Source organism: Roseomonas chloroacetimidivorans (assembly GCF_049629625.1).
GTDB lineage: Bacteria > Pseudomonadota > Alphaproteobacteria > Acetobacterales > Acetobacteraceae > Roseomonas > Roseomonas chloroacetimidivorans.
In genome coordinates, this window is sequence record NZ_JBNBZS010000013.1 from 1 (window position 1) to 26,991 (window position 26,991).

Below are 26,991 nucleotides of genomic sequence, written 5' to 3' on the forward strand. Positions count from 1 at the left end.
CGCTCGGGGCCTTGCTGGGCCGCGACGCCCCGAACCTGTCGCCCTCGGTGATCGCGCGGCTGCGGGATGAGTGGCAGGCGGACTACGCGCGCTGGCAGCGGCGCGACCTGTCGGCCCGGCGCTACGTATATGTCTGGGCCGATGGCATCTACCTGCAGGCCAGGATGGAGCCGCAGGCCGAGTGTATGCTGGTGCTCATTGGCGCCACCCCGGAGGGCAAGAAGGAGCTGCTCGGCTTCCAGGTCGGCCTGCGCGAGAGCGCGCAGAGCTGGCGGGAGCTGCTGGGGGACCTCAAGGCCCGTGGCCTGGCGATTGCGCCCGAACTGGCCACGGGCGATGGCGCGCTCGGCTTCTGGAAGGCGCTGGAGGAGGTCTCGCCGGCGACCCGGCATCAACGGTGCTGGGTGCACAAGACCGCCAACGTGTTGGACAAGCTGCCCCGGTCCGTCCAGCCGGCGGCCAAGGCTGACCTGCGCGAGATCTGGCAGGCGCCGGACCGCAACACGGCTGAGACGGCGATCACCACCTTCGCCGGGAAATACGGGGCCAAGTACGAGAGAGCGGTCACCTGCCTGGTGAAGGACCGGGACGCACTGCTGACCTTCTACGACTTCCCCGCCGAGCACTGGGACCACCTCCGCACCTCGAACCCCATCGAGAGCGTGTTCGCCACCGTCCGGCACCGCACCATCCGGACCAGGGGCGCCCTGTCCCAGGACACCGCCCGGCTCATGGTGTTCAAGCTCGTCATGGCCGCGGCCAAGACCTGGCGCAGGCTGAAGGGCGAGAACCAGTTGCCCAAGCTCATCCAGGGCGTCACATTCAAGAACGGCGTCGAGGTCACCAACACGCCAGCACAGAACGCCGCCTGATCACCGCGTCACCCAAATTCCCGCATAGCTCCCCCCGGGCATGGCCAAGGTTACGACGATCTTCCCAGAAGGAGGAAAGGTGCCGTTCGGCCTCCTGCCCATCGTCATCGCGTTCGAGACGGCGCAGGGAAAGGACTTCGTTGCTCTGCCGCCGTCGCGGGTACGAGAATTGGGCATTATGGTTGCCTACGAGCGGGAGCAGCTAATCCCTATTCCCACGCCATAGTGCCAGGCGACGCCCGATGGTGGTTCAGATATGCTGCTCGCCCTGCGCCCCGGTCGCAGCCGCTTCCTCGTCGGCATTATGCGGCATCGGCCTGGATGACCGGTTCTCCAGCCTCTTTTTTCGGGGGAGGACTGGCGTCCGCAGCCGGTTGAACACGCATACGGCGCGCCAAAACCCTCCATGAGGAGCAGCTAAAGATCATGAAAGATCAGAGGGCCAATGCCTACGCGTGAGCCCGCGTGCGGTTACCCCCGGCGTCCAGAAAACTCGCGTACCTTGTCCCTCGACGCATTCGCCAGAGCGACGTCGGAGACCGCATAGGGCACTCACGCCGGGCGGTTAGGGTTCCCCAGCGGCTACGCGAAGCGCCCGTATTTACGCAGTCCTCTTGGTATGGCGGGCGGCACCACACCACACTTGGCTATTGGCCGGGTCATAACGCGACCTGCCGTACCGCGACATGACCGACGAAAAGACGGACACCGATGCGCCCGCAGCCCTTCCGCAGGTACATTTCACCGGCTCGGCCGATCATCTCGGCGCGCCAGCGACGATGCCCGGGGGTCTGAAGCTCAGCGCGAGCCTGCCTCGTTTCTGGCTGGCCGAACAGGTGCCCAGGGTGCCAAGACATGAAGGTATGTTAAGGCCAGGGCGCCAGGCTTCGGCTCCGCCATGCAAATCACCGCAGCATCCCCATATGTCTCGTTCGAGTTGGCCCCGCTAGGCTATCGAGACCACCAAGGAGCGATCGACCCATGATTACCTATACTGTCCAGCCTGACGGCACAGCCTGGAAGATCGCTCAGGGCACGCTGACCTATTCCGGATATAGGTCTGAGGCCTCGGCCATCAAGGCGGCAGTCGCGGTGGCTACGAAGGTCGGGCTGACCGGCGAAGCGACGTTCGTTGAACTCGCGAGACCGGACGGCATCCCCGAACGGATCTTTGCCTCTGACCCTGAACCGCCCACGCTCGACAGCATGCTGCGCTCAGCGGGTTATGTCGCCACCTGAGTACAGAAGGTTCAACCTACCCCTCCCCCGTGCTGGTGGACACCTCGGACAAGCTTCTTTGGAGCAAGGTGCCCTGATGGCAAGCAAGACACGACGTGAGATCACGGAGGGGTTCGAGCGGGAGGCGGCGGGGCTGCCGTAGGGCGGCGGCCGCCCGCTGAACCATGTGGCGAAGGAGTTGGGGGTCCAGCCTTCGATACTGCGCAACTGGCGAGAGCGGCTTGGACCGGCGAGCGGGATCACGGCCTCGGACCACCCCGCCGGGGCGGCATCGACGCTGTCCGCGGAGCAGGCGGAGATCGGCCGGCTGCAGAAGGAGCTCGAGCGGGCGCAGGTGAAGCGCGACATTCGAAGACCGGCATCGGCATCCTCTCGGGCCGGCCGAGATGAGGTTCCGCTTCGTCGAAGCCATGCTGCAGTGGGGCCTTGCTCCATAGCGGCATAGTGCGTTCTTCGTCTGGCAGGCACCTAAACCGTTGACGCATTTTCGTCCCGGCGTGGGCGACGGCTGGACCAGATGCCTTTACCTTGGCGACGATCGGCAACGCCAACGGGGTTTGCAAAGACCGGTAGGGGCCGACCCACCGGCCTAATCAGACTTAGTGTCAGGCCGCCTTGGCCGCTGCCCGCGCGGCGAGCTTCTCTTCCTCGGTCCAAACCCTGCGCTCGCGCCTTTCCTGCGGCTTGATTTCCTTGACCGGCGCACCACCCAACACAGGTGGGCGCATGGTCGAGTTCCGCGCCGCTTCCGAATGCCACTGGTGATCGGCTTGCACGGTTAGGGCGCGACCGATTTCCCGCTCCACATCACGCAACCAGGCACGCTGCTCGGCATCGCAGAGCGTGACGGCGAAGCCGCTACGCCCCGCGCGGCCGGTGCGACCTATGCGGTGGACATAGCTTTCCGGCAGGCTCGGCAGGTCATGGTTGAAGACATGTGTCACCGTGTCGACATCGATGCCGCGCGCCGCGATATCCGTCGCTACCAGGACCTGCACGGTTCCAGCGCGGAAGGCCTCCAGCGCGCGTTCCCGCTGGCCCTGCGACTTGTTGCCGTGCAGGGCCTCGGCAGTGATGCCCGCCCCGATGATGAAGGCGCAGACTTCGTTGGCGATGTTCTTCTGCAGAGTGAATACCACAGCCTGGCCGATCCCCGGCGTCCGCAGCAGCGCCAGCAGCGCCACCTTCTTGTTGGCCGCGTCGACGAACATGACCGATTGCTCGATCCGGTCGACGGTGGTCGACGGCGGGGCGATCTCGACCTTCGCCGGATCGCGCAGCAGGCTCTCGGCAAGGGAGGCGATGGATTTCGGCATCGTTGCTGAAAACAGCAGCGTGTGCCGATCTTTCGGCAGAGTCGCGACGATGCGCTCAATCGGCTTAGCGAAGCCCATATCGAGCATCTGGTCAGCCTCATCCAGCACCAACGCCTCAAGCTGCGACAGATCGCAGAGGCCCTGGTTGATCAGGTCCAGCAAGCGCCCCGGCGTGGCCACGATGATGTCCAGACCCGTCTTGAGCGCATTCACCTGATGGAACTGGCTGACGCCACCGAAGATCGTCGTCACGCTGGGCTGCAGATGGCGGCCGAAGCTCTCGAAGCCGTCGGCGATCTGAGAGACCAGTTCGCGCGTGGGCGCCAGGACCAGGACTCGGGCACCGCCCTTGGGCGCTCGGCGGGAAGCCATGGCAAGGCGATGCAGCAGCGGCAGCGCGAAGGCAGCGGTCTTGCCTGTACCGGTCTGAGCCATACCCAGCAGGTCGCGGCCCTCCAGCAACATCGGGATCGATTGGGCCTGGATAGGGGTGGGGTTGGCATACCCTTCCTCGGCCAGCGCGCGCAGCAGGCTCGGCGCCAGGGAGAGGTCGGAGAAAGTCATCGGCATGGTCAAGCGGCGCCTCCGGCGCTGGGTAGGGCTGCGCCGGTTCGGGCTTCGCTGGTTCGGAGGGCGGGCTTTTACGGATGATGCTGCAGTGCGTCAACGCGGAGATGCGGGGCGGTGAGGCGGCTCTTTCCTCCACCCGCGCCCACCGCAGACCCTAGCCGCTGAACGGCCGCGTTTATTGTCGGCGCAATTTGGTCGGGCGCATGTTCGGCCTCATGAAAGATCAGCCGCGGGTTGTAACACGCTATGGTCACCTCGCCAGGAACTTACTTTCCATCATTCGCGCTTGCCGCAAGCGTTTGTTTCTGGCTTGCCTCATCGAGTTGCCAGCCTTGGCCCTCGTAGCTGTGCTTGGTGTAAGGTCGGATTGGGGGCCACCCCCGAGATCCGGTCATGTCGCCTCCGCGCCCTTCTCGGACTCTGACGGGCGTTCCCCCTAAGCCCAGAAGCGGACAACGCTGATGCGAAAATCCTGGGCGGCAGACTGCTGCCAAGCCACCTGCGCAAACCAAGGCTGGCTAGACGCGTGATCAAGCATCGGCTGGCTGAGGTCCGTTCCATTGATAGTGACATCCTCTGGAAGGACGGAGAGCCGAACGCGCTTGACCACGCCTGTCCCAGCTGCGGTCTCAAATGCGGCCCTGCCGCAGATCTGCCATCCGGGACGCCAGATCCTCCGCATAGGGTTCGAAGATCATTGGCCCAAGATAATGATCATATAAAGCCGGGGTGGATCCCTGAAAGACATGGTCAGCTTCCATCTCAGCCACCTCCGCCCTCCAAACGTTGAAACGCGCCAGCTCTCGATGCAGGCACCGCGGTCCGGCCGCTCGGGAGCGTGGCTTCCACGAAGTGGCGCAGCGCCTCCTCGCCGCGCTTCCGTGTGAGCGAGATTTGCTGCACCACAAGCCTTAGTGACACCCATTGGGCGCTGTCCAGGATCGCCCTGGTCATGACCATGCCGCCCTGAAAGTCTCGGGAACCTTCAAGGCGGCTCGTCCTCGGGCCAGATCAGCGCCGGACAGACCAGCCGGCCAGTCCAGTCAAATTACAGACCCTAGTTCTGCCCGAGATAAGCCTGCGCCATCGCCAGCTCCGGCCGTGGTGTGTCGGCTTTCGCCGCGATCTCCAGAAGCTGTGTGTAGGTCCGCCGCGCCGCCGCATGATCGCCCGCGAGCTCCGCCGCACGCGCGGCGCCGTAGACCGCGCGGAAGCGGCGCGGCTCGGTGCGCTGTACCGTCTCGAATTCGCGCTGCGCTGCCGCGTGCTGCCTCGCTTCGAGCAGCGCCTCGGCTAGTAGCTCGCGCGCCGGCGCCAGCGGGCCGGGAGTGACGACGTGCTTCTCCGTCCGCCCCTCGCGTTCGGCCGCCTCGCGCAGCGTGACCAGGCCCGCCTCTCGCTGGCCCGAGGCGAAGGCCGCCCAGCCCTCCGCCGCTTGGCGCTGGATGTCCACCTGCTCCGACCAGTAGACATCACGCGTCCGCAGTGCCTCGGTGATGCGCGCCAGTGCCGCAATGTCGGCCACCGCCTCCGCCGGTCGCCCGACCCGCGCGAGGCCGTAGGCGCGGGCGAAGTGGATCAGTGCGTCGGTAAAGAGGAAGTTGGTCTGCCGCGGCATCAGCACCGCCGCCTCGGCCCAGGCGCCGCGTTCCAAGACGTAGCGCGCCGGCATCGCCGCAGAGGCGAAGGCGTGCGCCTGGCGCCGGTCCCCGTTCGTCCCCCCCACGCCGTCGATCGCGCGCCGCGCCGCCTGGTCCTGCCCGGTCTGCAGATAGGCATAGACCATGTAGTCGTGCGCGTGGAATTCCTGCTCCGTATCGTTCGCCGCCACCGCCCGATCGGCCGCGCGCCGGTTGGTCTCGATGGAGGACTCCCAGCGCCCGACCCGGGTGAAGATGTGCGAAGGCATGTGCTGCGCGTGCGCTGCGTCCGCAGCCAGGTCGGCGTAGCGCTCGGCGGCGCGGATGCCGCGCTCGGCCAGTGGCGGGTAGTCGTATAGGTGGATCAGGTAGTGGACAATGCCGGGGTGGTCGGGCTGCCGCGGCCACTCGCGCTCCAGGATCTCGGCCCCGCGGAGTTGGTCCGCGTAGGTCTTATCGGTCGGCGAGGCGGCGACGCCGAGCACCAGGGCGTACTGGATCGCCCCCTCGGTGTCATCGGGGAACCGTTGGTGGAACCGGGCCATGGCATCGCGGTAAGCGCCGACCCGCGCACGGTGCCCAGCCAGATCGTCGCCGGCGAAGACCAACGACAGCGCCTCAATGTAGGCCGCCTCGCGCTCGTTCCGCGCGGGCAGCTGCCTCGCCTCCTCGAGCAGGATGCGGCCCTGGCGCAGGTTGGCCGGTGTGGGCGGGCTGTACGGGTTGGTAAGCAGGCTCAACGCCTCGCCCCAATGGGTCATTGTGCAGCCAGGGTCAGCTTGACGCGCCTCGCGAAACGCCGCGCTGGCAGCCTCGTACCAGAAGGAGTGCTGCAGTAGCATCCCCCGGTTGAAGGCCTCCTGAGCGGCGGCGCTGCACTGCACAGGGAAGTTCACATTGCCGAGGATGCGGGTGGCAGGAGCGTGCGCGGCGTGCTCGTGCCCGATTTGCGCCGCGGTCGGCGGCGCGGCGAGAGTGAGGGCAAGCAAGGTGACGGCGGCTATACAGTCGTGGTGGCGCATGGCGATCCCTCCCGACTTGTTTTGGCGCCGTGTCACACGGCGCGCGGGCATCATAGCCGAAGCAAGCAGCCGGAACGAGGAAATACGTTGCCCACCGGCCCCTGCTCGCGTGCACCAACGTCATGGATGCTGACGATGTCAGCCTTGGGCCTTCCGCCACCCGTAAGCTGCCAGTCCGCTACCGGCCAGATGCCGGTTTTCCCGTCCACATTGGGTAGCTGCTGGAGGGTTGCTACCTCTGACGGAAGTGCCTGGGGCTGCTCCGACAGCCTTGATCAGTCGCGTGGGGGAGGCGATCCTCACCAAAATAGTTGGAGGAAGCGTTCATGCGGCAACTAGCCGTCCTGGCGGGGATGCTCGCCCTCTCGGCACCCGCGGCGGCCGAGGTAACGCGCTTCGAGGTGACGGAGGACGTGCCCGCCTTCGCCGGGCGCATCTTCGGGGAGGTGGGCGGGTACCGCCGCATCACCGGCCGCGCGACGATTGCTCTCGACCCCACCGATCCCCGCAATGCTGTTATCGCCGATCTCGGCATGGCGCCGCGCAACGCCGCGGCGCGGGTGGAGGCCACGGCCGACGTGGTGATCCTGCGCCCGGCCGATCCGGCGCGCGGCAGCGGAACCCTGCTCCTGGACGTGCCAAATCGCGGCCGGAAGCTCGCGCCGCAGCTCTTCGACGATGTGCCGCAACCCGGCGCGAGCAAGCTCGCCGCCGCCGAGGATGCCGGAATTGGCTTCCTGGCCGGGCGCGGCACGACCATGGTCTGGGTGGGCTGGCAGGCCGATATCCCCTCTGCCCCGGGGCAGCTCGTCCTGGCCGCCCCCGTGCTGCGTGGCGTGACCGGGCCGGTGCGGGAGGAGTTCGTCTTCGACAATACCAGCAACCCCGCGCCTGCCACGCTCTCCTGGCCGCTTGCCGACCCGGCGAGCCTGCAAGTGACCGTGCGCCAGGTCTGGTCCGACCCCCGCCGGACACCCGAGGGGTTGTCCGCCCGCGCGGTGGACGAGAAGCGCATCGAGATTTCCCGCCCCGCCGCAGGCTTCGATGCCGGCGCGCTCTACGAGGTGACCTATACCGGCCGTGACCCGGCGGTGCTTGGCACCGGCTTCGCTGCCGTGCGGGACGTCGTCTCCTTCCTGCGACGGGATGGCTCGCCGGCCAATCCACTGGCGCATGCCGGGCAGCCGGCGGTGCAGCGGGCGATCGGCTTCGGCGTCTCGCAATCCGGCCGCTTCCTGCGGGACTTCCTGTATCTCGGCTTCAACGAGGATACGGAGGGACGGGTCGTCTTCGACGGGCTGATGCCCCATGTGGCCGGGGCGCGGCGCATGGCGACGAACCTCCGCTTCGGCCAGCCGGGCCGGAATGCCCGCCACCCGCAGGACCCGGCCTGGCAGGCGGACACCTTCCCCTTCACCTACGCGGTGCTTGACGACCCGCTTTCTGGCCGGCGGGACGGACTGCTGCTGCGCTGCCGCCTCTCCTCCACCTGCCCCAAGGTGATGCAGAGTGATAGCGAGCACGAGTGGTGGGCCTCCCGCGCCTCGCTCCTCGTGACGGATACGGCGGGGCATCACATCGACCTGCCGCCGGATGTGCGAGCCTACCTGATCGCAGGCACACCGCATTTCGAGGCGCCGGGCGGCACGGCACGCCGGATTGAGGCGGCTTCCCTACCAACCAACCCCCTGCATGCCGGCCCGCCCATGCGCGCGCTTCTGACCGCGATGGAGAGCTGGCTGGCCGAAGGGCGTGAGCCGCCCGCGAGCCGTGTGCCGATGCGCGCCCATGGCACGCTGGTGCCCGCCGAGGCCGCCATGCCAGCGCCGATCCCCGGCCTGCCCTATGCCGGGATCCACACGACCGCTACCTATTCCGACCAGTCCGTGCTGCCGCCGCGTGAACTCGGGCGCTACCCGGTCTTCGTGCCCTGGATGGACGGCGACGGAATGAGCGTAGCGGGGGTGCGGGCGCTGCAGCTTGCGGTGCCGCGCGCCAGTTCCACCGGCTGGAATCCGCGGTCCAAGGGCTTCGGCCCAGCGGCGCTCTACCCGCTGCAGGGCGCGGTGGTGCCCCTCGCCGCAACGAGGGAGGAGAGGCTGGCGGCAGGCGACCCACGCCCGTCCATCGCTGAGCGCTATGCGGACGACGCAGCCTATGTCGCCGCCGTGCGGCGCGCCGCGGCGGATGCGGTAGCGGAGCGGCTGCTGCTACCAGCCGATGCCGAGGCCCTCATCGCACGGGCTCAAGCGGGCCGGCTGGCGCAGTTGCATTAACGAAAGGGCAGCTCAGCGCCGCTTGTGCTGAAGAAGTCGGAGTTCGGATTGGCTGGGGGGGGGCGGGCCCGGTCGGCTTGGCTAGGGCAGCTGTCGTTGTCCGTCTGATGGTCGTAGACGAAGTCGTCGCGGCCGAAGCTGCCGTCGATGCGGCGGTAGGCTGTTCGGCATCGGACCGGCATGCGGACGCCCACAAAACCTTCGCAGAGCCCGGGGCGAAGTCGAACCTCCCCTTCCTTGACGGGGCATTGCACTCGTCCGAATTGATCGCTCGGCACCGGGCGGTCAGGGGGTCCGATGTTCCTCTTGTTCCCATTTGGCCGCCCCAAGCTCCAGTGCTATCACCCCCCCCGTGAGATCATTGCAATGACGGAGAACAGGGGCGAGCCACACCGGCTTGCGGTCCTTGATGGCTGGCGGGCGGTGAGCATCCTGTTGGTCATGGCAGGGCATCTCCTGCCAATCGGCCCAGCCTTCCTGAAGCTGAACGCCGCCACAGCCGCAGCGGGAATGGCCCTGTTCTTCATCCTGTCGGGCTTCCTGATTACCCGGTCCCTCATGGCGAGCGGGAATGTTCCAGGTTTTCTCATTCGCCGCGCTGCGCGAATCCTGCCCCTCGCATGGATGGCACTGCTCGCAACATTGGTGCTGATTGGCGCCTCTCCGCGCGAATACGCGCAGCATCTTCTTTTTCTGGCTAACCTGCCGGGTTTCCAGATCCGTCCGGAAGTCGAGCACTTCTGGAGCCTCTGCGTCGAGGTGCAGTTCTACATCGGCGTTGCCGCGCTCGTAGCACTGTTCGGACGACGCGGATTGTATGCCCTGCCGTTGGCCTGCCTCGCGGTGACCGCCCATCGCATTGCCTGGGGAGCGCATCTCGACTTCGTCACCTGGCGCCGCGTGGATGAAATCCTGGCAGGATGCGTCCTCGCATTGGTGTATGGTGGCTGGTTCGGCGGGCAGCCCGGCCGCTGGCTCGCGTGGCTAAATCCCTACCTCTTGATGCCCCTGCTGATCGCGAGCGCCCATCCAGAGACAGGTGCACTGAACTACCTGCGGCCTTACATCGCAATGTTGCTGATCGGCGCCACTCTCCGCGCCGCGCCAACACTGCTGGCTCGGGTGCTTGAATCGCGGCCCATGGCCTATGTCGCGCATGTGTCCTTCGCACTCTACGTGATTCACGGCATACTGATGAGCAGTTGGCTCGGCACCGGCGACAAGCTCACCAAGTATGCGAAGCGGCCGCTGTTGATCGGCGCAACCTTCATGCTTGCACACCTCTCGACCTTTCATTTCGAGAACCGGTTCATCGCCCTCGGGCACAGGCTCGCCGCAAGCAAGTGGCGGAGCAGTCGTATTTCCTCGTCGACGACCTCAGGATCCCGTACCGGAGTGTAGTGCCGCACGACGCGCCTCAACGCATGTTCCAGTTTCAAGCGCGCTGAAAGCCTCGGGCCCTCTACAAGAAGCGTCCAGCTCTCACAGTGAACCTATACCTCCCCGCGCCGCTTTACGCCGGCAAGGGTCAGCACAGCCACTACCCAGTAAACCATCATGAGGTCGGGGCCGAGCAGCACGGACTCGCTTTTGTTCAGCACGCCCATCACGCCGAGGTACAACATCACCCAAATGGCGACCCGCTGCTCGCCCCGGCATGCCGCACGGATTGCGAGCAGTAACGTGACTAGGACGAGAAGCCCGACAAGGATCAACCCCAGGGCGCCGAACTGAAGCATGACCTCCAGATACCCGCTATGGGCGCTGGTAACCTCCCAGGCGACATGGTCCCACACGCGCAGCACGCCGTTGGAGCCCTGGACCCAGAAGGCAGCGTAGCCGTAGCCGGTCAATGGCCGGAGCGCGATAATCTCATGGACAGCTTCCCAGATTTCGGTTCGGCCCGTCAGTGAGGCATCCTTGCCGATGAACTCCAGGAGATCATCCATCTGCACCGTGCCGAGGACGAGCGCTGCCGCAACTCCGCCAATGACAAGCACCAATGTCGTTGAGATCCGCAAGACCCCGCCGGTGCCGAGCGCCACCACTGTCATCGTGGCGCCTGTCACCGCAAGCGTGAGTAGGAGCGAGGTTGTCGAGCGCGAAAGGACCAAGAGGATGAGCAGAAAGAGGATGATCACGCCATCCGATACCTGGAAGCGCCCCCGCGCGAGTACCACGAAGGACAGAGCCAGCGCCCCGGCAAGGAGTGCCATGCCAAAGGCGTTCTTCTGCCCGTAAAGACCCCGGATTGCGTTCGCATACTCCCCGACGTCGAAGCCATAGGCTGGCCGCAGCACGGCCTCCAGCAAGGAAAGAACGGAGACAGCAAGCAGCGTCCGCACCGCAATACGCATGAAGCGCTCCGGCCCCAGCGTTACCTGACTGCTGATGGCAAACAGCACCAGGGCGGCCATGGTGACGGTGCGGCGGAGCGAATTTTCCGGGGCCTGCGACCATAGAGCTGAAACCAGCATCACAGTCAGCATGGCGACAAATGGCAGGGCGGGGCGGAACATCATGAGGCTGCGGCGGAGATGCGCAAGGATCAGCCCTGAGCCGCCAACCAAGAGGACGAGGCTCATCACGGTGTTGAGTGGGTCCGAGGCGCCGATGGTGGCCTCGCCCGGTGCCCCGAACCTGATCCGGGCGCCCGTGTAGAAGGCGATCACCAGCCCCACGAACACCGCGTGAAGCCGATCCGGGACCGACGACCACGAGGTCGCGGCCGGCGGAACCACGGGCCGATGCATGCTGCGCATCTGCGGCCCGGCAACCGGCGCGGCCATTGGAGCGCCGCCCATGGCGCGGATGGGACGGGGAGCGGCGCCCATGGCCGGCCTAGTAGACGTTCCGACCAGAAAGGCCTGTTGCGACCGTCTGCAGCATGATCCTTATATCCAGCCCGAGCGACCAGTGGGTAATGTACCACAGGTCCATCTCGATGCTGCGGCGTGCGTTGTCAGGATCCCGCAAGGCAGCACTGCGCAGGCCGTTTGCCTGGGCCCAACCCGTCAGCCCTGGCTTGATCCGGTGTCGCACGGCGTAGCGCCGTACCAGTTCGGAGAAGCGGTCCTGCCCCACCAGCATATTCGAAACATAGGGCCGGGGTCCAACGATCGACATCTCGCCCCGCAGCACATTGATTAGCTGGGGCAGCTCATCGAGGCTCAGGCGCCTAAGGATACCACCCACCCGCGTTATGCGCCGGTCGTGGCGGCTCTGGGTTCCGACAGAACCGTCGTCCGTCGGGTCGACAGTCATCGTCCGGAACTTCCAAATCCAGAACTGCTTCTGGCTGAAACCGGTCCGAGGCTGAAGGAAGATGACCGGACCCGGGCTGTCCAGCTTGATAAGCAGCGCAATCAGCAGCATCAGTGGGCTGAGCAGGATCAGGGCGGCACTGGCAACAACATAGTCCTCCAGCAACTTCAGCAGACCCTGGGTCCCCTTGAAGGGCCGTGACGCGACCTGGAGAGTGGAGAGCGGCCCAAGCGGCATCAGTCGCGCAAGGCTCGGCCGCAAATCCTCGCTGTCGAAAGGGATGACCACGTCGGCCGCGATCCACTCGATCCGTGGAACCAGGCGAAACATCTCCCGAGCCTGCGCCCAGGGCTTCGCGAGAACGATCAGGTCGATCCCGTGATCCTGCGCGAAAGCGGTGAGCATATCGAGATCACCTAGCACTGGCTGTTCCGCCACCTGGGTGACCGTGGGATCGTCGCTTTCGGTCCGGAACACGGCCACAACATCGAACTGCGCGCGGCGGTCCGCCTGCTTCAGTTCCCGTACGATCCGGCTGGCAACCTCATTGGCGCCGATGATGACGACCCTGCGCTGCAGGATGCGCCTGCGGTTCACGATCAGCACGTGCACCGCCTGGAATTGGCGAATGAGAATCAGAAGGGCGAGTTGCAGCCCCTGCCAGACCAGGAACCAGCGCTCTGTCGTTTGAACGGCCGAGACACAGGCTTGCAAGGTAAGCAGTGCGACAAATGACGCGACGGCAAAGCCCGCGATCAGCTGCCCGTGCTGCAGCCAGAAGGTGTGATAGTACTCGACGCGATAAGCCTCCATGCCTCGCATGACAGAGAGGAAAGCCCAGACCTGGACAGCGGTGACGACGGCGACCTGCTGCCAAGTCAGGGGCGACGGAAAAAGTTCAGGAACCAGGACGAGAAGCAGCGCCGGCAGCACGAGCGAGAGGACGTCACCCGCCGCTACAATCCGATTCACGAGCCCGTGGGTCCAGCGAACGAGTGTGACGGGCGATGCTTGTTCACGGCTCTGAAGCGCTGCCGCGCCCACCTCCGCAATCGGTGGAGGGGGGACAGGCGCCGCGGAGGAACTCATCAGAAGGGCACCGTCGAGCTGGGGTTTACCGCGTAGGAGAAGCTTCGCTGGAATGGAACGAGGCGATTGACGTACTGGTCAATCCACTGATTTACCTCGCCGATCCGGCTGCGCGGTACGTAGACGATGTCCCCGGGATAGAGTGGGACATCGGCGTTGGATGGATTTGGCCGGACGGAGGCAGTCTGGATGAAACCGCGCACATCCAAGGTCCGCAGCATCGGGCGGTTACTCGGGCCGCGGCGGATCAGCACCACCTCGTCCATGCGAGCATCCGGCTCGAAGCCACCAGCCCTGATGATCGCCTCCAACGTACCGGAAGGGCCGCGCAGGGGCACCGCGCCGGGCTGGCGGACAGCGCCGCCCACGAGCACTGTGGCCCCCCCGGCCTCCTCCAGCGACACAGTGACGATGGGGTTGTTCAGAACGCGGTGCGAAGCGCGGGTGACCGACGCCTCCAGTTCCAAAGGCGTCAGACCAGCAGCCAGCACGCGGCCGCTGGCGCGGGTTGAAATGGCGCCGTCCGGCGCGATCAGCGCGGTCTCATTCATCTCGGGCGTGAGGAGAAACTGCACGCGTACGCGGTCCCCCGCGCCGAAGCGGTAGTCCGGAACCGTCTCGGTCCAAGTCGCGAAGCCTTGCGGCTCGTTCGGCACGGGCCGCAGTTCCTGCGTCGTGCAGGCGGCCAGGATAATCAGAAGAAGGGCAGCAACGGACCGCATGTCAGGCTATCCGGGCGAGCGCCGGCGGAAGAATTTGTCGCCGGCCAGTGAAGACGAAACCCAGCAAGGTCCCGCCGCAGTCAAGGATCCAGTCGCGCAACGTCCGCGCCCGCGCCCCCTCCGTGCGCTCACCCCGTACAACGATCACGTTCGCGTCCATTAGCGAGGTCAGGCGACGCATGGCATAGCTCTCGTTGTTATCCGGGCCGATCACCACGACCGCGTCGAAGGCGCGCCGCAGCTGTTCCAGCAGGTCGCGCGTTCCTTCCAGGGTGACCGTAGGATCCATAAGGCTGGAGTTCTGCGCGTCAAAGGAGATCCAAAGGTTCGGTACGACCGTGTTGAACACCAGCAGGTGCCCGGGAATCCGTTCCACCTCCATGGGCTGTGAACCCAGAGCAGCGAGCTGTGCCCGGCCATCGGTCTGGAGGTCGATCAGCAGCGTATCCGTTCCGATCCGCCGGGCATATTCCAGGGCGATGCTGCGTCCCAGCTCCTCTCGCCCGTCCTCCTCGCCCGCGGAGACAAGTTGCACAAGGCACGGACGCTTGCCGGAGACTCGGACGTCCAGCAGCATGGCGACGAAGTCCGCAACTTCCGGCATCCGCCTCAGCTCCTGGGCGGCCGACTTGAGCGAGCCAAAGCTCGCCAGCGCCGGCAGCCCGACGCCCCGCTCCGCCTCGGCCGGCGTCGCAAAGCTGCGCCGCGTGAGAGCGAGAAGAAGGAGCGTCGCCGCAGCCAGTCCCATGCCCGCGACCAGCCCGCCCGCTGCCAAGAGCCGGCGCCTGCTCGTTCCCCGCAGCGGCGCCGTCGGGGACTGGACGATGTTGATGCTCGGGCTGCGCTGGCGGCGGCTGTCCTCCTCGATCCGCACTCCGGCTTCCCGCGTGATGAGTTGCCGAACCACGGTCTCCATTCCCTCGCGCTGGCGCCCGAGGTCGCGAAGTTCGGCATCCGCCTGCACCAGTTCCGTGCCGCGCGCCTCCGCGGCCTGCCGCTGGCGCCGCACCTCTGCAAGCTGCCGCTGGATTGCGTCGTTCTCTACATGCAACGTCACGACACGCGCGGCGAGTTGGTCCAGCACCGGATTGCGGGTCTCACGCGTTGTCTGGAACATGTTGCGTGCAGTGTCGCGGATCGCGGAGCGCGCGGCGGCGATCCGCTGGTCGAGATCGGCCAGGCCAGGCCAGCCCGGCGCGTATTGCGCCGCCATCCGCTCCCGTTCCTGAAGCAGACGCGTGAGGGTGTTGCGGGCCTCGTCGCCATTGTTGACGTTTGTTGCCTCGGAGGAAGCGTAGACGCGGGTCGGTTGAGCGGCCAGCCGAGCCTCGGCGGAGCGAAGCTGAGCCTCGGTCTGCACCCCGTGCTCACGGAGCTGATCCTCGCGGCGCGTCGCTGCGTCCAGCCGGCTGGAGGCGAGCTGCAGCTCCGAAGTGATATCCACAATGCCGGTCCGGGCCTTCACCTCACCAATCGCGGAGTCCAACTGCCGCAGCTTCTCGCGGTAGCGGTCGAGCTCGGCGAGGAGAAGGTGCGAGTTGCCTTCCGTGAACAGTTCGGCCCGGCGCGCCAAATAGGCGTCCAACAAGGCGCGTGACGCTGCCAGGGCCGCCTCCCGGTCCGGCAAGGTCAGGCGGACCCGTAGGACGTTGCTTGTGGTGTCCGCATCGGACTGGAGGGCTCGGCGCAATCCCTCCACAGCTGAGGCAAGCCGATACTCCGCGCGATCGGCCGCGGTCCCGGGCCCGGTTTGTTCGCGCATATCAGGAAAGAGACGCTCTACCCCAACGCGGGCCACTGCGCGACGCAGCACCTCCTCGCTCTGGAGAATCTCGATCTCCGCGCGCACCGCCTTGAGGATCTCGACAGAGACGACATTCGGGCCGAAGCCCGTCAGATCGGTCGCTCCGGCATTTTCTCGGCTGACAAGTACCATCAGAACCGTTTCCGCGGTGTACCGCACGGGCATGGTGAGGGCGAGCACCAAGGCCAGGATTACCGGCAGGGCGAAGGCCAACCCGACCCAGAACCAGCGCAGCACCAGGGTGACGAGCAGGTCGGAGAGGGTCAGGAAAGGCCCTGTGCCGCGCGGAGGCATGTAAGTCGCCAGCGCGTCCTCCACTGCTCCATCGCGATGAAGCAGAGCGGGCACACCGGACGAAAGGGCTTCAGCGTTGCTCACGTAAGGATCGGTGCCCGGCGCCGTCGCGGTATGCGAGGTGCGATCATTCGACCGGCCCGATCACCTCTCCCCGCCACGCCCTTATCCGCTAACTAGACTGCGCCTCTTATCGCCCCGTTCGTAGAAGCAATCTTACAGGCTATGGTTGTGCCTCTGAGGCATGACACGTATAAAGTGAGACATTGCCTCACCGCAAGAGAGATTGTTCGAACCGCCTATGCCGGACGCGTGCCATTTATCCGGCCACCTCGGAGGCATGCCTGCCATGCTCGCTGAGCGGGCAGATGATCAGTCCAGGGCCCGGGGCCCGGTCCCCGCGCAGCGCCTTTTCCGTGTTCGTTTTGACATGATCGGCCCTGAACAAGTGTTGTCTCTGCTCAACGCGCGCCCACCCGAGCAGCCCTTTGCTTATGTTGTCACGCCCAACGCGGACCACCTTCTTCGCCTGCAAGGCTCCGGGCAGGATGAACTATTGCCAATCTACGAGGCCGCGTGGCTCTCACTCTGTGACAGCCGGGTTCTCCGGTCCCTAGCGGCCCGCCGAGGCTATGATCTGGTCGTGGTGCCAGGGTCGGATCTTCTCCAGGCGTTGTTCGAGAGGGTCATTCGCCCTGACACGCCAGTCACCTTGATCGGGGGAGGACCGGAGGTCGCCGAGCGCCTCCGGAGACGCTTCAGCCTTTCGGCCCTGGCGCATCATGAACCGCCGATGGGCTTCATGAACGACCCCGCAGCGGTGGAGGCCTGCGTCGACTTCGTGCTGAATCACCCAGCACGCTTCGTCCTGCTCTGCATCGGCTCACCGCGGCAGGAAGTGTTGGCCGCACGGATAGCAGCGACCGGCCGGGCGACCGGTGTTGGCCTATGCGTCGGCGCAGCGGCCGAATTCGTGGTCGGGGTAAAGCGCCGTGCACCCCGGTGGGTCCAGCAGGCGCATCTTGAATGGCTGCACCGGCTGGTAAGCGAGCCCCGCAGGCTGTGGCGCCGCTACCTGCTCGAGGCACCGCGGCTGCTTCGTCTCATGCACCGGCTGCCGCCACCCCGCTGACGACGGTCCCGTCGCTGCGGCCCGACTTGCTATTCCGGCCGGCCGGCTCCGCCCAACACGCAGCGCACCGGTGCGGGGCGCCCGCAAACCTGCCTCTGATCCCGGAAGACAAATGAAGGCGCTCGTCGCAATTCCAACCTATAACCGCCCCGCCATGCTGCTCGACGCGCTGCGGAGCGTGCGGGCGCAGGTGCTGCCGGCGGGCGCTTCGGCCGAGGTCCTCGTGGTGGACAACTCGCGCGACGCCAATGCGCGGGATGCCGTCCTCGCAGAAGCAGCGTGCCCCGGCCTGCCTCTGCGCTACCTCTCCGTTTCTGAGCCGAACATCTCCGTCGCCCGCAACGCGGCGGCCGCGGCCTGCGGCGCCGAATGGCTCGCCTTTCTGGACGATGACCAGGTGGCGGAGCCGGGCTGGCTCTCCGCCCTCGTCGCGACCGGGGAGACAACGGGGGCTGACGTGGTGTTCGGCGCGGTGCTGCCCATTTTCCCGGGAGGCGCGCCAAGCTGGGACCCCACAGGACGCGGCCTGACGCGCGACATCGCCCTCCCGACCGGCAGTCCCGTGGGGCTGGACCATGACCCCCGGCTCAGCGGCCTCTGGATAGGAACGGGCAACTGCCTCCTCCGCGCCGCGAGTTGCTTTGGGGCGGAACAGCCCTTTGATCCCGCCCTCGGCCGCTCCGGCGGGGAGGATTACGACTTCTTCGTCCGGCTGCACGCGGCAGGGCGACGCTTCGTCTGGTGCGGCGAGGCTCCGGTGAAGGAGGTCATTCCGGCGGCGCGGCTGACCACAGCCTATCGCAGAAACCGCTCCTTCCGCGCCGGTCAGCTTTATGGGCGGATTACCGTGCGCCACGCGCGGAATCGCATGGTCGGAGTAGTGTCGCTCGCTCTTCGTGCCACGTTACAGCTCGTTCTGGTCACAGGCCTTTGGGGTTTCAGCCGGCTGGGCGGCGCCGCGAAGGCGGAGATGCGCCGACTGAAGGTTGCGGAGGTCGCCGGCAAGCTGTTCTGGGGCCAGCGCCCCGCCGACCGGACCTGACCCGCATGGCCGCCCCCCGCCTCCTCGTCATCTCGACCCAGCCCTGGCCCTTCCCGGCCCGCCTCTGCATGGCGTTGCGGCGCGCTGGCTTCCATGTTGAGGGCGCCTCACCGCCCCGCGCCTATCTCGGCCGCAGCGCGGCGCCCGAGATATGGCACCGGCTACGTCCCTGGCGTCTCCTCAAGGATGTCTCCGGGGCGATCCAGGCGGCGCGCCCGGACCGGCTCATCCCGACAGACGACGTCTCGACGGCGCTGATCGTCGCGCTGCATGCCGATCCCGCGATGCGCGCCACAGTGGAGGCATCGCTCGGTGACCCCACCAGCTATCCGGTGGCGCTGTCCAAGGGCGCCCAGATGGCTCTTGCGGCAGAGATGGGACTTCCGGTCCCGCCCACCTTGCATCTGCCCAATAGGGCGGCGCTCGACGCCGCAATGGCGGCCGGGCCACTTCCGCGCGTGCTGAAGGTCGACGGCAACTGGGGTGGTGAGGGCGTTACCGTGCTGCGGGACGCCGCGGCTGCCGGGCCCGCCTGGGACCGCCTCACCGCACCTCAGTCCCTGCTCGCCGCGGCCATGCGCTCGGTGCGGGAGAGAAGCGTCCGCGCCTTCGTGGCGCGCCGCGCATGGCGCCCCTGCGTCCCGCATTTGCAGGAGTTCGTCCCTGGAGTGCCGGCAAATCGCGCGGTCGTCTGCGAAAGGGGGCGCGTGCTTGCGGGTCTTTCGGTTATCGCCCTGGAAACAGCCGGCGCGAGCGGCCCTGCCGCCGTCGTGCGGGTCGTGGACAACCCAGCGATGGCCGCCACGGCGGAGGCTTTCGTGGGAAGACTGGGCCTTTCAGGCTTCCACGGCTTCGACTTTATGGTGACCCCGGACGGGGGGGCCCTTATGCTCGAGATGAATCCGCGCGCCACACCGACCTGCCATCTCGCGCGCAGTGATGAGCTTGGGCTCACGGCGGCGTTGCTGGGCGCCATGGGCGGAGATGCTCCAGAGGTCCGGCTGCCTGTTCCCGGCGACACGGTCGCGCTGTTTCCGGTCGAGTGGAAGCGGGACAGGAACAGCCACTATCTCCAAGGCTGGCACGACGTTCCCTGGGACGATCCGCCGCTGCTCCGTGCGACCCTGGCGGACCTAGCCACCAGCGAACGGATGGAGCAGGTCCGCGACCGCCTCCAGCGGCTCCGCAGCGCATGAGGCTCCCAATTCTTGGATCCGGTCGGGCCGGCTCGTGTGCCAGTTCCGGCTCAGGCGACCTGCAACCTTCCCCAGCCGCCTCGGGGCAGAAGCGCCGCGAAATCACCCGCCGCGCGCTGCTCAGCGCCCTACCCCCGCTTTTCGCTGCCCAAAAAGGCACTGCGCAGGAGGACGGGCTGCTCGTGCATGCCCGGGCACGAGGCCTGAACCTCGGCTGCATGGTTGCACGCTGGCAGTTGGAGGACGCGCCGGCTCTGCTAACGCTGCTTCGTGCGGACGCGGCATTCTTGGTTCCGGGCCTCGAGTTGAAATGGGACAAGCTGCGCCCCAGGCCAGATGGCTTCGACTTCCGGGACGCCGATTACCTCTTCGATCTCTCCGCGCGGGAGGGATTCGGCAAAATTCGCGGTCACGCCTTCCTGTGGCACGAGGCACTGCCGCGCTGGTTCGACCCGAATGCTGGTGCTTCCGAAATGCGCCGGCTGCTGTCGCTGCACATCCGCACCGTCGCTGGACGCTATGCTGGGCGGATCAGCAGTTGGGATGTGGTCAATGAGCCAATTTTCGAATGGCACCGCCGCCCGGATGGCCTACGCGCCTCGCCCTTCCTCCGCGCGCTCGGGCCGGACTACATCGCGATGGCCCTGGAAATGGCTGCCGAGGCCGATCCCTCCGCGCGGCTGGTGGTGAACGACTATGACCTTGAACTCGACTCCCGCGAGCAGGGTTTCCGCCGTCGCGCGATGCTCGAACTGCTCAACGGTCTCGTTCGACGCCGAGCTCCAGTCCACGCGCTCGGTATGCAAGCCCACCTCACCCCGCGCTCCGCGCGACTGAACCCGGAGGTACTGCAGCGCTTCATCCGCGACGTGGCCTCACTCGGCCTCAAGGTCGAGATCACCGAACTCGACATGGTGGACCACCTTCTTCCCGCAGAACCGGCAGCACGGGACGCGGAGAATGCGGCGATGTACCGCGACTTCCTTCGGGTTGTACTTCAGGAGCGCGCCGTAGACGCGCTGGTGCTCTGGGGCCTTTCAGACCGGCACGGATGGCAGGACGACAGCCGTTTCGTCAGGCGCCGGGACGGATTGCCGGCCCGCACCAATGCCTATGACCGGGACCTGCGCCGCAAGCCCGATTGGTACGCCATTCGTGACGCTCTGCGTGACACGCCGCGCCCAGGCTGACCCATGCAGAATCTCCGTGCGCGCATCGCTGCGCTGCTCGATACCGGCACTGCACGCCTCGTTGCGCGCGACACGGCCCTGATCTTCGGCGGCTACGCCTTGCAACTGCTGACCCAGATCGGCTGGCTGGTGCTGGCCGTCCGGAGCCTGGGGCCAGACGGGTACGGCATCTTTGCCAGCCTCACGGCCCTCACCATCGCCGCATCCTGCTTCGCCGGCTGGGGCTGTGATCAACTCCTGATTCGCGCGGTGTCGCGCGATCCGGCAGCGCTGCGCCCCTGGCTTGGGCACTGCCTCATTATCATCACCGTCACGGGTGCCGCGATCCTGCTTCTCGGCATGCTTGTGCTGCCATTGCTGGAGGTCGGACGGATCGGCTCCCTTCCGCTCTTCCTCGTCCTGGCCTCCGATCTCCTGCTGGGCCGCTACGCGAATCTTGGCGTTTCCGTCTTCATGGGAACCAGCCAAGCGGCCCGACAATCGGCGGTGATCATCACGATTGGCCTGTGCCGGCTGCTGGCCATCGCCCTCGCCGCGGCCATGCCTGGGGAACTGACGCTACCAGGCTGGGCGTGGTGGTACGCCGGCTCCTCGGCGGCTGCGGCCCTCCTGTGCCTCACGCTCGTGATCCGGGACCACGGCGCCCCCATTTTCCGCTGGATGGGCGGGTATGCAGGCGATGGACTGGCCTTCGCGGCCGAAAGCACGCTTCAGGCCTCGGCCCGTGACCTGGACAAGCCTATTGTGCTGGAAATGGTCGGGGCCGAGGCTGCGGGCGAATATGCCGCTGCCTATCGGATCGTTGAAACCATCAACATGCCCGTGCGTGCCCTCGCCTCGGCCAATGTCGGCCGCATGTTCCGGCTGGCAGCGGATAGCCCGAGATCCTGTGTCAGCTATGCAAACCGCCTCATCCCGGTCGCTGCCGGAATCGGGGCTGCGGGCGCACTCGGGCTCGTCTTATTCGCGGGGCTTTTACCCCTCATCTTCGGCGCCCGATATGACGAGCTGCCGCTCATTGTCCGCCTCGCCGCAGCCTTCCCGTTCTTCTCGGGCCTCTATGTCATCTGGGCCGATGCACTGAGCGCGACAGGGCGGCAGCGCCTCCGTGTGGCCGTGGTTTGCGTCACGCTCGCCCTCAACGTCCTGTTCTGCTGGATAGGCGTCACCGCCGCTGGGCTAGAAGGGGCAGCGATCGCGCGGGTTATCGTGATGGGGATCACCGCGGCACTCGCCTGGGCGGCGCTGCCGCGCTCACCATAGCATTGCTGACAGCCCGAGCCCTTTCGCGCCGCGTGCCGCTTCTTACCGCCTTCAACCGGACCATACTGAGCGCGACTCTGGCCAGAGAGAGCACACAGGCACATGCGGGCAACCGGCTTCGAAATCAGCCGGATCCGGCAGAAGACTCTCTGGCTATCTAGGACGAGGCCGGGCCGCCAGCCTCCGCTGGCGGAACGTCTCCTCCATAGAAGGGCGGCTTCTTTCGGTGCCACAAGAGCTTGCCAAGGCCGCCCCATGCCTGCCCCCGGTGCGTTTCGGCCCGTTGCCGCAGCCCGAGCAGACTGCTCAGTCCTGCGGCCGGCGCGTGCAGGACCACCTGGAGGATGCCAACGCCTATCCAAACGGCCCGCCGCATGCCGCTGCCCGCATTCGCTGCGCGGATCTGCCCACTACGGAACCGCCGCCGCTGCATGGAGCCGCGGTTCAGGCGTGCTGGAGGAACGAGCTCGAAACCGACGGCCGCCGGTTCGAAAACAAAGCGGTGGCCTTCCTCGGCAAGCTCCTGCAGGAGCGCCGAATCCTCCCCTCCGATCAGCCCGAGCGCCGGATCGAAGGGCATGCTACGCTCGGCCAGCACGGGCCGGCGGAAAAGTGAAAGGCAGGCACCAAGATAGGCGCGCTCGTCGGTGATGTCGCGCCGCACCTCCCCGAGTTCACGCGAGTAGGGCCCGATGAAGTAGAGGCACTCTGGCGGGCATGCGGTTTCGGGAAGGCCGACAATCCGTCCGAAAGCCGCGGAGCAGCCGGTTTCTTCAAGAGCAGTCCGCAGCGCGCTCAGCGATGTCTCAGTGATCAGGTTATCGTCATCGACAAAGGCGATCATCCGCCCACGAGCCACCTCCAGGCCCTTGTTCCGCGCATGGGAGATGCCAGGACGCGGCTCAGCGACGTAGTGGACGGGAACACGGCCACTGGGCAGCGCTGCGACGGTTTGCTGCGCCGACTTCCCAGGGCAGTTGTCTACGACGACTACCTCGCCGCTCGACCACTCCCACAAGGTCTGTGCTTCAAGAGCTTCAAGGGCACGTCGCAACAACTGGGGGCGACGGAAGGTCGGGACGATGACGCTAACCTCGGGTGCGTCGGGTGCCCTCATTCCGGTGTCCTCCCTTTCGGGAAGCCGTCCCTGGATGGGTGAGTGCTTCCTGGGCGTGCTACGAGCGAACGTGCCGCCACGCCGATCGGCTGCAGCAAGCAACCAGCGTCGGCAGCAACACGCACCACATGCTCGAACGCGAGCGCATGGGCGCCGCTGGCGCCGGGCGAATGTGACACATCCTGGGTAGAAAAGATGAGCCACCCGCCTCGGCTTGCGACGTCGTGGATCAGAACGATTGCCTGCCGATAAATCTCCGCCGGTCCGCAGAGCTTGTTTGCAAGGAGCGCGGCGCTATCAACTCGCCCGCGGTTGATACCTGGATGGAGGCTCCGGCCGGTCCGAAAGCGGGCGGCGACCAGGCGTCTGCTCTCTCGTGTCACACGGCCGGGTGGGTAGGCAAAATGCTCAACTCCGACATTGGGCAGAACCGACTGGATCTCGGCGAGATTGCGGTCGATCTGTGCTCCCAGGTTCCGAACCGCGGCGACGTGACATCCGACCTCGTGACCGCTCGCGTGAATGCCGCGGAGCGTCGCCGCATCCAGCTTATACGTGGAGGCGGCTCCATTAGCATCGGCCGACAGGTAATAGGTCCCGTGAGTTCCATAGCGTTCGAGAATTGCTCCCCCATAGGCCAGTGCGCCCTGAGAAGCATTGTCGAAAGTGAAGCTAACAACAGGCGACCCCATCGTGAGATCACAAGGCTGGGCGGGGGAAAGGTCAGTGCAGAGCCGCCCAGCGTGAACGCCGATTGAGCCCCCGATATCAAACCACCGCACTCAATCACCGGCCCCACATAGCGCCCCTTCAGCCGCTATAAAGTACAGTTTGGGGTCGGTCCATCCTCGCCTTCAGTGCCGTCGCCCCGAGCTGGCGCGCCGATTGTGAATAGCAGTAGGCCGTCCCTCCCCCCGACCGAGGCATAGATGGCGCCCACGTCCCACGGACGACTTGGCAGACTGCGGTCACCAGAGTGTGACCGACCGAGCGTCGCTGAGCATTGGCTTGGGTAAGAGGACGGACGTTGGAACAACCAAGCCGGAAGGTTCGGCCGACATGTGCCAACCCGACACTTTTCTTGACTTATTGTTGCCCGCGGGCGTCCACTGCACAAAAAGGGAGGCGGCCATGGTAACGGCCCTCATCGTGAACGGCACGGAGCGCCGCTTCGACGGCGATCCCGATATGCCGCTGCTCTGGTACTTGCGCGACGAGCTTGGGCTGACCGGCACCAAGTTTGGCTGCGGCATTGCCCAGTGCGGCGCCTGCACCGTGCACCTGGACGGGGCACCAGCACTGGCCTGCCAGACGCCCGTATCGCTGGCCGATGGCCGCAAGGTCACCACCATTGAGGGCCTGTCACCCGACGGCAACCATCCGGTCCAGGTGGCCTGGCGCGATTTGAACGTGGCCCAGTGCGGGTACTGCCAGACAGGCCAGATCATGCAGGCAGCCTCGCTGCTTCGGGACACGCCCAACCCCTCCGACGCCGATATTGACACTGCGATGAACGGCAATCTTTGCCGTTGCGGCACCTACCCGCGCATCCGGGCTGCCATCAAGCAGGCCGCCAGCAAGGGAGGCCGGCTATGAGTTCCCGTGACAATGGCCATGAGGGCAGCACTCTGCTCAATGTCAGCCGCCGCGGCTTGGTCGCCGGGTTAGGCGCGGGCGCCCTGGTACTGGCTGTAGGGCTGCCACACCGCTCCGCGGCGCAGGGACAAGGCGAGAAGAAGTTCGGTGCCGACGGAATGCCGAACGGCTCTCGCGACGACCCGAAGCTTTTCGTCGCGATCGCCGAGGACGGCATCGTCACCATTACCTGCCACCGGCAGGAGATGGGACAGGGCGTACGCACCTCCATCGCCATGGTTGTTGCGGACGAACTGGGAGCGAACTGGGACAAGGTGCGCGTCGTCCAGGCAGATGGCGACGAGGAACGGTACGGCAACCAGGATACCGACGGCTCGCGCAGCCTGCGTCACTTCTTCATGCCGCTTCGCCGCGCTGGCGCTGGGGCGCGCGTGATGCTGGAGCAGGCAGCTGCTGCACGCTGGGGTGTGCCTGTCGGGGAGGTGACCGCCGCCAACCACGTCGTGACCCACGCATCCAGCGGGCGTAGCCTAGGCTATGGAGAGCTAGCCCGGGCGGCCTCCGAGCTGCCGGCGCCACGCGATGCGGTCCGGCTGAAGGATCCCTCCACGTTCCGATACATCGGCCGTGAGGGTACCGGCTTGGTGGACAATCACGACATCTCCACAGGGCGTGCCATTTACGGCATCGATGCGCGGGTGGAGGGGATGTTCTACGCCGTGGTGGCGCGGCCGCCGGTCTATGGCGGTAAGGTGGCGAGCCTGGACGAAGCAGAGGCGCTGAAGGTGCCCGGCGTGGTGAGGGTGGTGCGAATCGACCCACCCTCCCTCCCCTCCGAGTTTCAGCCGCTCGGCGGCGTTGCCGTAATCGCCCGCAATACCTGGGCCGCGATGCGGGGCCGAGACGCGTTGAAGATCACATGGGAGGACGGGCCGAACGCCGTCTACTCATCCGATACCTACCGCCAGGGGCTGGAGGCCTCAGTGCGCCGTCCGGCCAAGGTGGTGCGCAACGAGGGCGATGTGGACCGTGCCATGGCCGGCGCGGCTAAGCGGGTGGAAGCGGAGTACTACATCCCCCACTTGGCGCAGACGCCGATGGAGCCGCCAGCCGCTCTGGTTCGCATCGAGGGCGGGCGCTGCGAGGCCTGGGCCTGCACCCAGGCGCCGCAGGTGGCGCGCGCCCGCCTGGCGCAGCGCCTCGGCCTGCCCATGGAAGCGGTGACGGTGCACGTCACTCTCCTCGGCGGCGGCTTCGGGCGTAAGTCCAAGCCCGACTACGTGATCGAGGCCGGGCTGTGCAGCAAGGAGATGGGCGGCGCACCGGTTAAGGTTACCTGGACCCGTGAGGACGACCTGAGCAACGGATACTACGGCACTGTCTCAATGGAGCGGCTGGAGGCCGGTCTCGACGCCTCTGGCAAGCCGGTCAGCTGGCTGCACCGCAGCGCGGCGCCCACAATCGGCGCGCTATTCGCGCCGGACCCGAAACACGAGCTGCCGCTGGAACTCGGCATGGGCTTCGTCAACACGCCCTTCGCCGTGCCGAACATTCGCATGGAGAACCCGGAGGCGGCGGCGCATGTGCGCGTGGGCTGGTACCGCTCCGTGTCCAACATCCCGCATGCCTTCGCTATCCAGTCCTTCGTGGCCGAGCTGGCGCATGCCGCGGGGCGCGATCCGAAGGACTACCTGCTGGAGCTGATCGGCCCCGCACGGGTGATTGATCCGGTTGACCTTGGCGATGCCTGGAATCACGGCGAGGACCCGAAGCTCTATCCGATCGACACTGGCCGCCTGCGCCGGGTGGTGGAGACGGCGGCCGAGGGCATCGGCTGGGGCCGGCAGATGCCGCGCGGGCACGGCCTGGGGATTGCCGGCCACTACAGTTTCGTAACCTACGTCGCCGTCGCGGCCGAAGTGGAGGTGGGCGAAGGTGGCGCCTTCTCCGTTCCGCGGGTGGATATCGCGGTGGATTGCGGCCCGGTGGTGAACCCGGAACGCGTCCGCGCCCAGATGGAGGGCGCGGTCGTGATGGGCCACGGCCTCGCCACCTCGGCTGAAATCTCCTTCAAGAACGGCCGGGCGGAGCAGAGCAACTTTGACGCCTACGAGTTGACGCGCATCGCCACCTCACCGCGGGAAATCCGAGTGCACATCCTGACCGGGGCCAGCTACGACCGGCCCCTCGGTGGGGTCGGCGAGCCGGGCTTGCCACCTGTGGCGCCGGCCATCGCCAACGCGATCTTCGCGGCCACGGGCAAGCGCATCCGGCGGCTACCAATCCGCGACCAGATCAACGCCTAACGACCAGGCCGGGGCGCCGGGCCGCAGCCCCCGGCTCGGCG

The 26,991-nt window shown here is 66.4% G+C and carries 22 protein-coding genes; 13 read left to right on the plus strand and 9 right to left on the minus strand.

Annotated features, from left to right (window positions below; translation table 11 throughout):
• The 4 genes from ACO1BU_RS11730 to ACO1BU_RS11745 form a co-directional block, all read left to right on the plus strand.
• Nucleotides 1-872, plus strand: an 872-nt coding sequence (locus ACO1BU_RS11730) for an IS256 family transposase (RefSeq protein ID WP_424136134.1), incomplete at its 5' end; no start/stop codon positions are given.
• A 40-nt stretch (nucleotides 873-912) separates the two neighbouring features.
• Nucleotides 913-1,098, plus strand: coding sequence for a hypothetical protein (locus ACO1BU_RS11735; protein WP_424136135.1), 186 nt, complete (start codon nucleotides 913-915; stop codon nucleotides 1,096-1,098).
• Nucleotides 1,099-1,853: 755 nt separating this feature from the next.
• Complete coding sequence (locus ACO1BU_RS11740) at nucleotides 1,854-2,111, plus strand: hypothetical protein (protein ID WP_424136136.1); 258 nt, start codon at nucleotides 1,854-1,856, stop codon at nucleotides 2,109-2,111.
• A 157-nt stretch (nucleotides 2,112-2,268) separates the two neighbouring features.
• Nucleotides 2,269-2,556, plus strand: a complete 288-nt coding sequence (locus tag ACO1BU_RS11745) for a transposase (RefSeq protein ID WP_424136275.1) — start codon at nucleotides 2,269-2,271, stop codon at nucleotides 2,554-2,556.
• Between the two features lie 160 nt (nucleotides 2,557-2,716).
• Here the strand turns inward: ACO1BU_RS11745 and ACO1BU_RS11750 are convergent, their stop codons facing one another.
• From ACO1BU_RS11750 to ACO1BU_RS11760, 3 genes are all read right to left on the minus strand, one after another.
• On the minus strand, nucleotides 2,717-3,997 hold the full coding sequence (locus ACO1BU_RS11750; protein WP_424136276.1) for a DEAD/DEAH box helicase: 1,281 nt from the start codon (nucleotides 3,995-3,997) through the stop codon (nucleotides 2,717-2,719).
• Between the two features lie 629 nt (nucleotides 3,998-4,626).
• Nucleotides 4,627-4,767, minus strand: a complete 141-nt coding sequence (locus ACO1BU_RS11755; protein WP_424136137.1) for a hypothetical protein — start codon at nucleotides 4,765-4,767, stop codon at nucleotides 4,627-4,629.
• Between the two features lie 287 nt (nucleotides 4,768-5,054).
• Nucleotides 5,055-6,659 carry a hypothetical protein gene (locus ACO1BU_RS11760; RefSeq protein WP_424136138.1) on the minus strand — a complete coding sequence of 535 codons (1,605 nt, stop codon included), beginning with the start codon at nucleotides 6,657-6,659 and terminating at the stop codon, nucleotides 5,055-5,057.
• A gap of 326 nt (nucleotides 6,660-6,985) precedes the next feature.
• Here ACO1BU_RS11760 and ACO1BU_RS11765 point away from each other — a divergent pair, with 326 nt between their 5' ends.
• Nucleotides 6,986-8,935, plus strand: coding sequence for an alpha/beta hydrolase domain-containing protein (locus ACO1BU_RS11765; protein WP_424136139.1), 1,950 nt, complete (start codon nucleotides 6,986-6,988; stop codon nucleotides 8,933-8,935).
• 366 nt (nucleotides 8,936-9,301) lie between these two features.
• Entirely contained in the window at nucleotides 9,302-10,336 is a 1,035-nt protein-coding gene (locus ACO1BU_RS11770) for an acyltransferase family protein (protein ID WP_424136140.1), read from the plus strand.
• Between the two features lie 92 nt (nucleotides 10,337-10,428).
• Here the strand turns inward: ACO1BU_RS11770 and ACO1BU_RS11775 are convergent, their stop codons facing one another.
• The 4 genes from ACO1BU_RS11775 to ACO1BU_RS11790 all read right to left on the minus strand — a co-directional run bounded on the left by ACO1BU_RS11775 (nucleotide 10,429) and on the right by ACO1BU_RS11790 (nucleotide 16,192).
• Nucleotides 10,429-11,769, minus strand: a complete 1,341-nt coding sequence (locus ACO1BU_RS11775) for an O-antigen ligase family protein (protein WP_424136141.1) — start codon at nucleotides 11,767-11,769, stop codon at nucleotides 10,429-10,431.
• A 7-nt stretch (nucleotides 11,770-11,776) separates the two neighbouring features.
• Nucleotides 11,777-13,171, minus strand: a complete 1,395-nt coding sequence (locus ACO1BU_RS11780; RefSeq protein ID WP_424136142.1) for an exopolysaccharide biosynthesis polyprenyl glycosylphosphotransferase — start codon at nucleotides 13,169-13,171, stop codon at nucleotides 11,777-11,779.
• A gap of 116 nt (nucleotides 13,172-13,287) precedes the next feature.
• Entirely contained in the window at nucleotides 13,288-14,010 is a 723-nt protein-coding gene (locus ACO1BU_RS11785; RefSeq protein ID WP_424136143.1) for a polysaccharide biosynthesis/export family protein, read from the minus strand.
• A 1-nt stretch (nucleotide 14,011) separates the two neighbouring features.
• Nucleotides 14,012-16,192, minus strand: a complete 2,181-nt coding sequence (locus ACO1BU_RS11790) for a GumC family protein (protein ID WP_424136144.1) — start codon at nucleotides 16,190-16,192, stop codon at nucleotides 14,012-14,014.
• Nucleotides 16,193-16,556: 364 nt separating this feature from the next.
• On the opposite strand from ACO1BU_RS11790, the gene ACO1BU_RS11795 reads away from it, so the two are divergent.
• The 5 genes from ACO1BU_RS11795 to ACO1BU_RS11815 all read left to right on the plus strand — a co-directional run bounded on the left by ACO1BU_RS11795 (nucleotide 16,557) and on the right by ACO1BU_RS11815 (nucleotide 21,931).
• Nucleotides 16,557-17,240 (plus strand): WecB/TagA/CpsF family glycosyltransferase, encoded by a 684-nt coding sequence (locus ACO1BU_RS11795; RefSeq protein ID WP_424136277.1) that lies wholly within the window; start codon nucleotides 16,557-16,559, stop codon nucleotides 17,238-17,240.
• A 112-nt stretch (nucleotides 17,241-17,352) separates the two neighbouring features.
• Nucleotides 17,353-18,282, plus strand: a complete 930-nt coding sequence (locus ACO1BU_RS11800; protein WP_424136145.1) for a glycosyltransferase family 2 protein — start codon at nucleotides 17,353-17,355, stop codon at nucleotides 18,280-18,282.
• A 5-nt stretch (nucleotides 18,283-18,287) separates the two neighbouring features.
• Entirely contained in the window at nucleotides 18,288-19,478 is a 1,191-nt protein-coding gene (locus tag ACO1BU_RS11805) for an ATP-grasp domain-containing protein (protein ID WP_424136146.1), read from the plus strand.
• Nucleotides 19,475-20,668: an endo-1,4-beta-xylanase gene (locus ACO1BU_RS11810; protein WP_424136147.1), complete on the plus strand. Its 1,194-nt coding sequence runs from the start codon at nucleotides 19,475-19,477 to the stop codon at nucleotides 20,666-20,668. Before ACO1BU_RS11805 ends, ACO1BU_RS11810 begins: the two co-directional genes overlap by 4 nt.
• A 3-nt stretch (nucleotides 20,669-20,671) precedes the next feature.
• A complete protein-coding gene (locus ACO1BU_RS11815; protein WP_424136148.1) occupies nucleotides 20,672-21,931 on the plus strand; it encodes a lipopolysaccharide biosynthesis protein in 1,260 nt (419 codons plus the stop codon).
• A gap of 157 nt (nucleotides 21,932-22,088) precedes the next feature.
• On the opposite strand, the gene ACO1BU_RS11820 is transcribed toward ACO1BU_RS11815, so the two are convergent.
• Both ACO1BU_RS11820 and ACO1BU_RS11825 read right to left on the minus strand, forming a co-directional pair.
• Nucleotides 22,089-23,048 (minus strand): glycosyltransferase family 2 protein, encoded by a 960-nt coding sequence (locus ACO1BU_RS11820; RefSeq protein WP_424136149.1) that lies wholly within the window; start codon nucleotides 23,046-23,048, stop codon nucleotides 22,089-22,091.
• Nucleotides 23,045-23,740, minus strand: a complete 696-nt coding sequence (locus ACO1BU_RS11825) for a polysaccharide deacetylase family protein (RefSeq protein ID WP_424136150.1) — start codon at nucleotides 23,738-23,740, stop codon at nucleotides 23,045-23,047. Before ACO1BU_RS11825 ends, ACO1BU_RS11820 begins: the two co-directional genes overlap by 4 nt.
• Nucleotides 23,741-24,179: 439 nt before the next feature.
• On the opposite strand from ACO1BU_RS11825, the gene ACO1BU_RS11830 reads away from it, so the two are divergent.
• Both ACO1BU_RS11830 and ACO1BU_RS11835 read left to right on the plus strand, forming a co-directional pair.
• Entirely contained in the window at nucleotides 24,180-24,644 is a 465-nt protein-coding gene (locus ACO1BU_RS11830) for a (2Fe-2S)-binding protein (RefSeq protein WP_424136151.1), read from the plus strand.
• On the plus strand, nucleotides 24,641-26,950 hold the full coding sequence (locus ACO1BU_RS11835; RefSeq protein WP_424136152.1) for a xanthine dehydrogenase family protein molybdopterin-binding subunit: 2,310 nt from the start codon (nucleotides 24,641-24,643) through the stop codon (nucleotides 26,948-26,950). The genes ACO1BU_RS11830 and ACO1BU_RS11835 overlap by 4 nt, the downstream gene beginning before the upstream one ends.
• The last annotated feature ends 41 nt before the right edge of the window (nucleotides 26,951-26,991 follow it).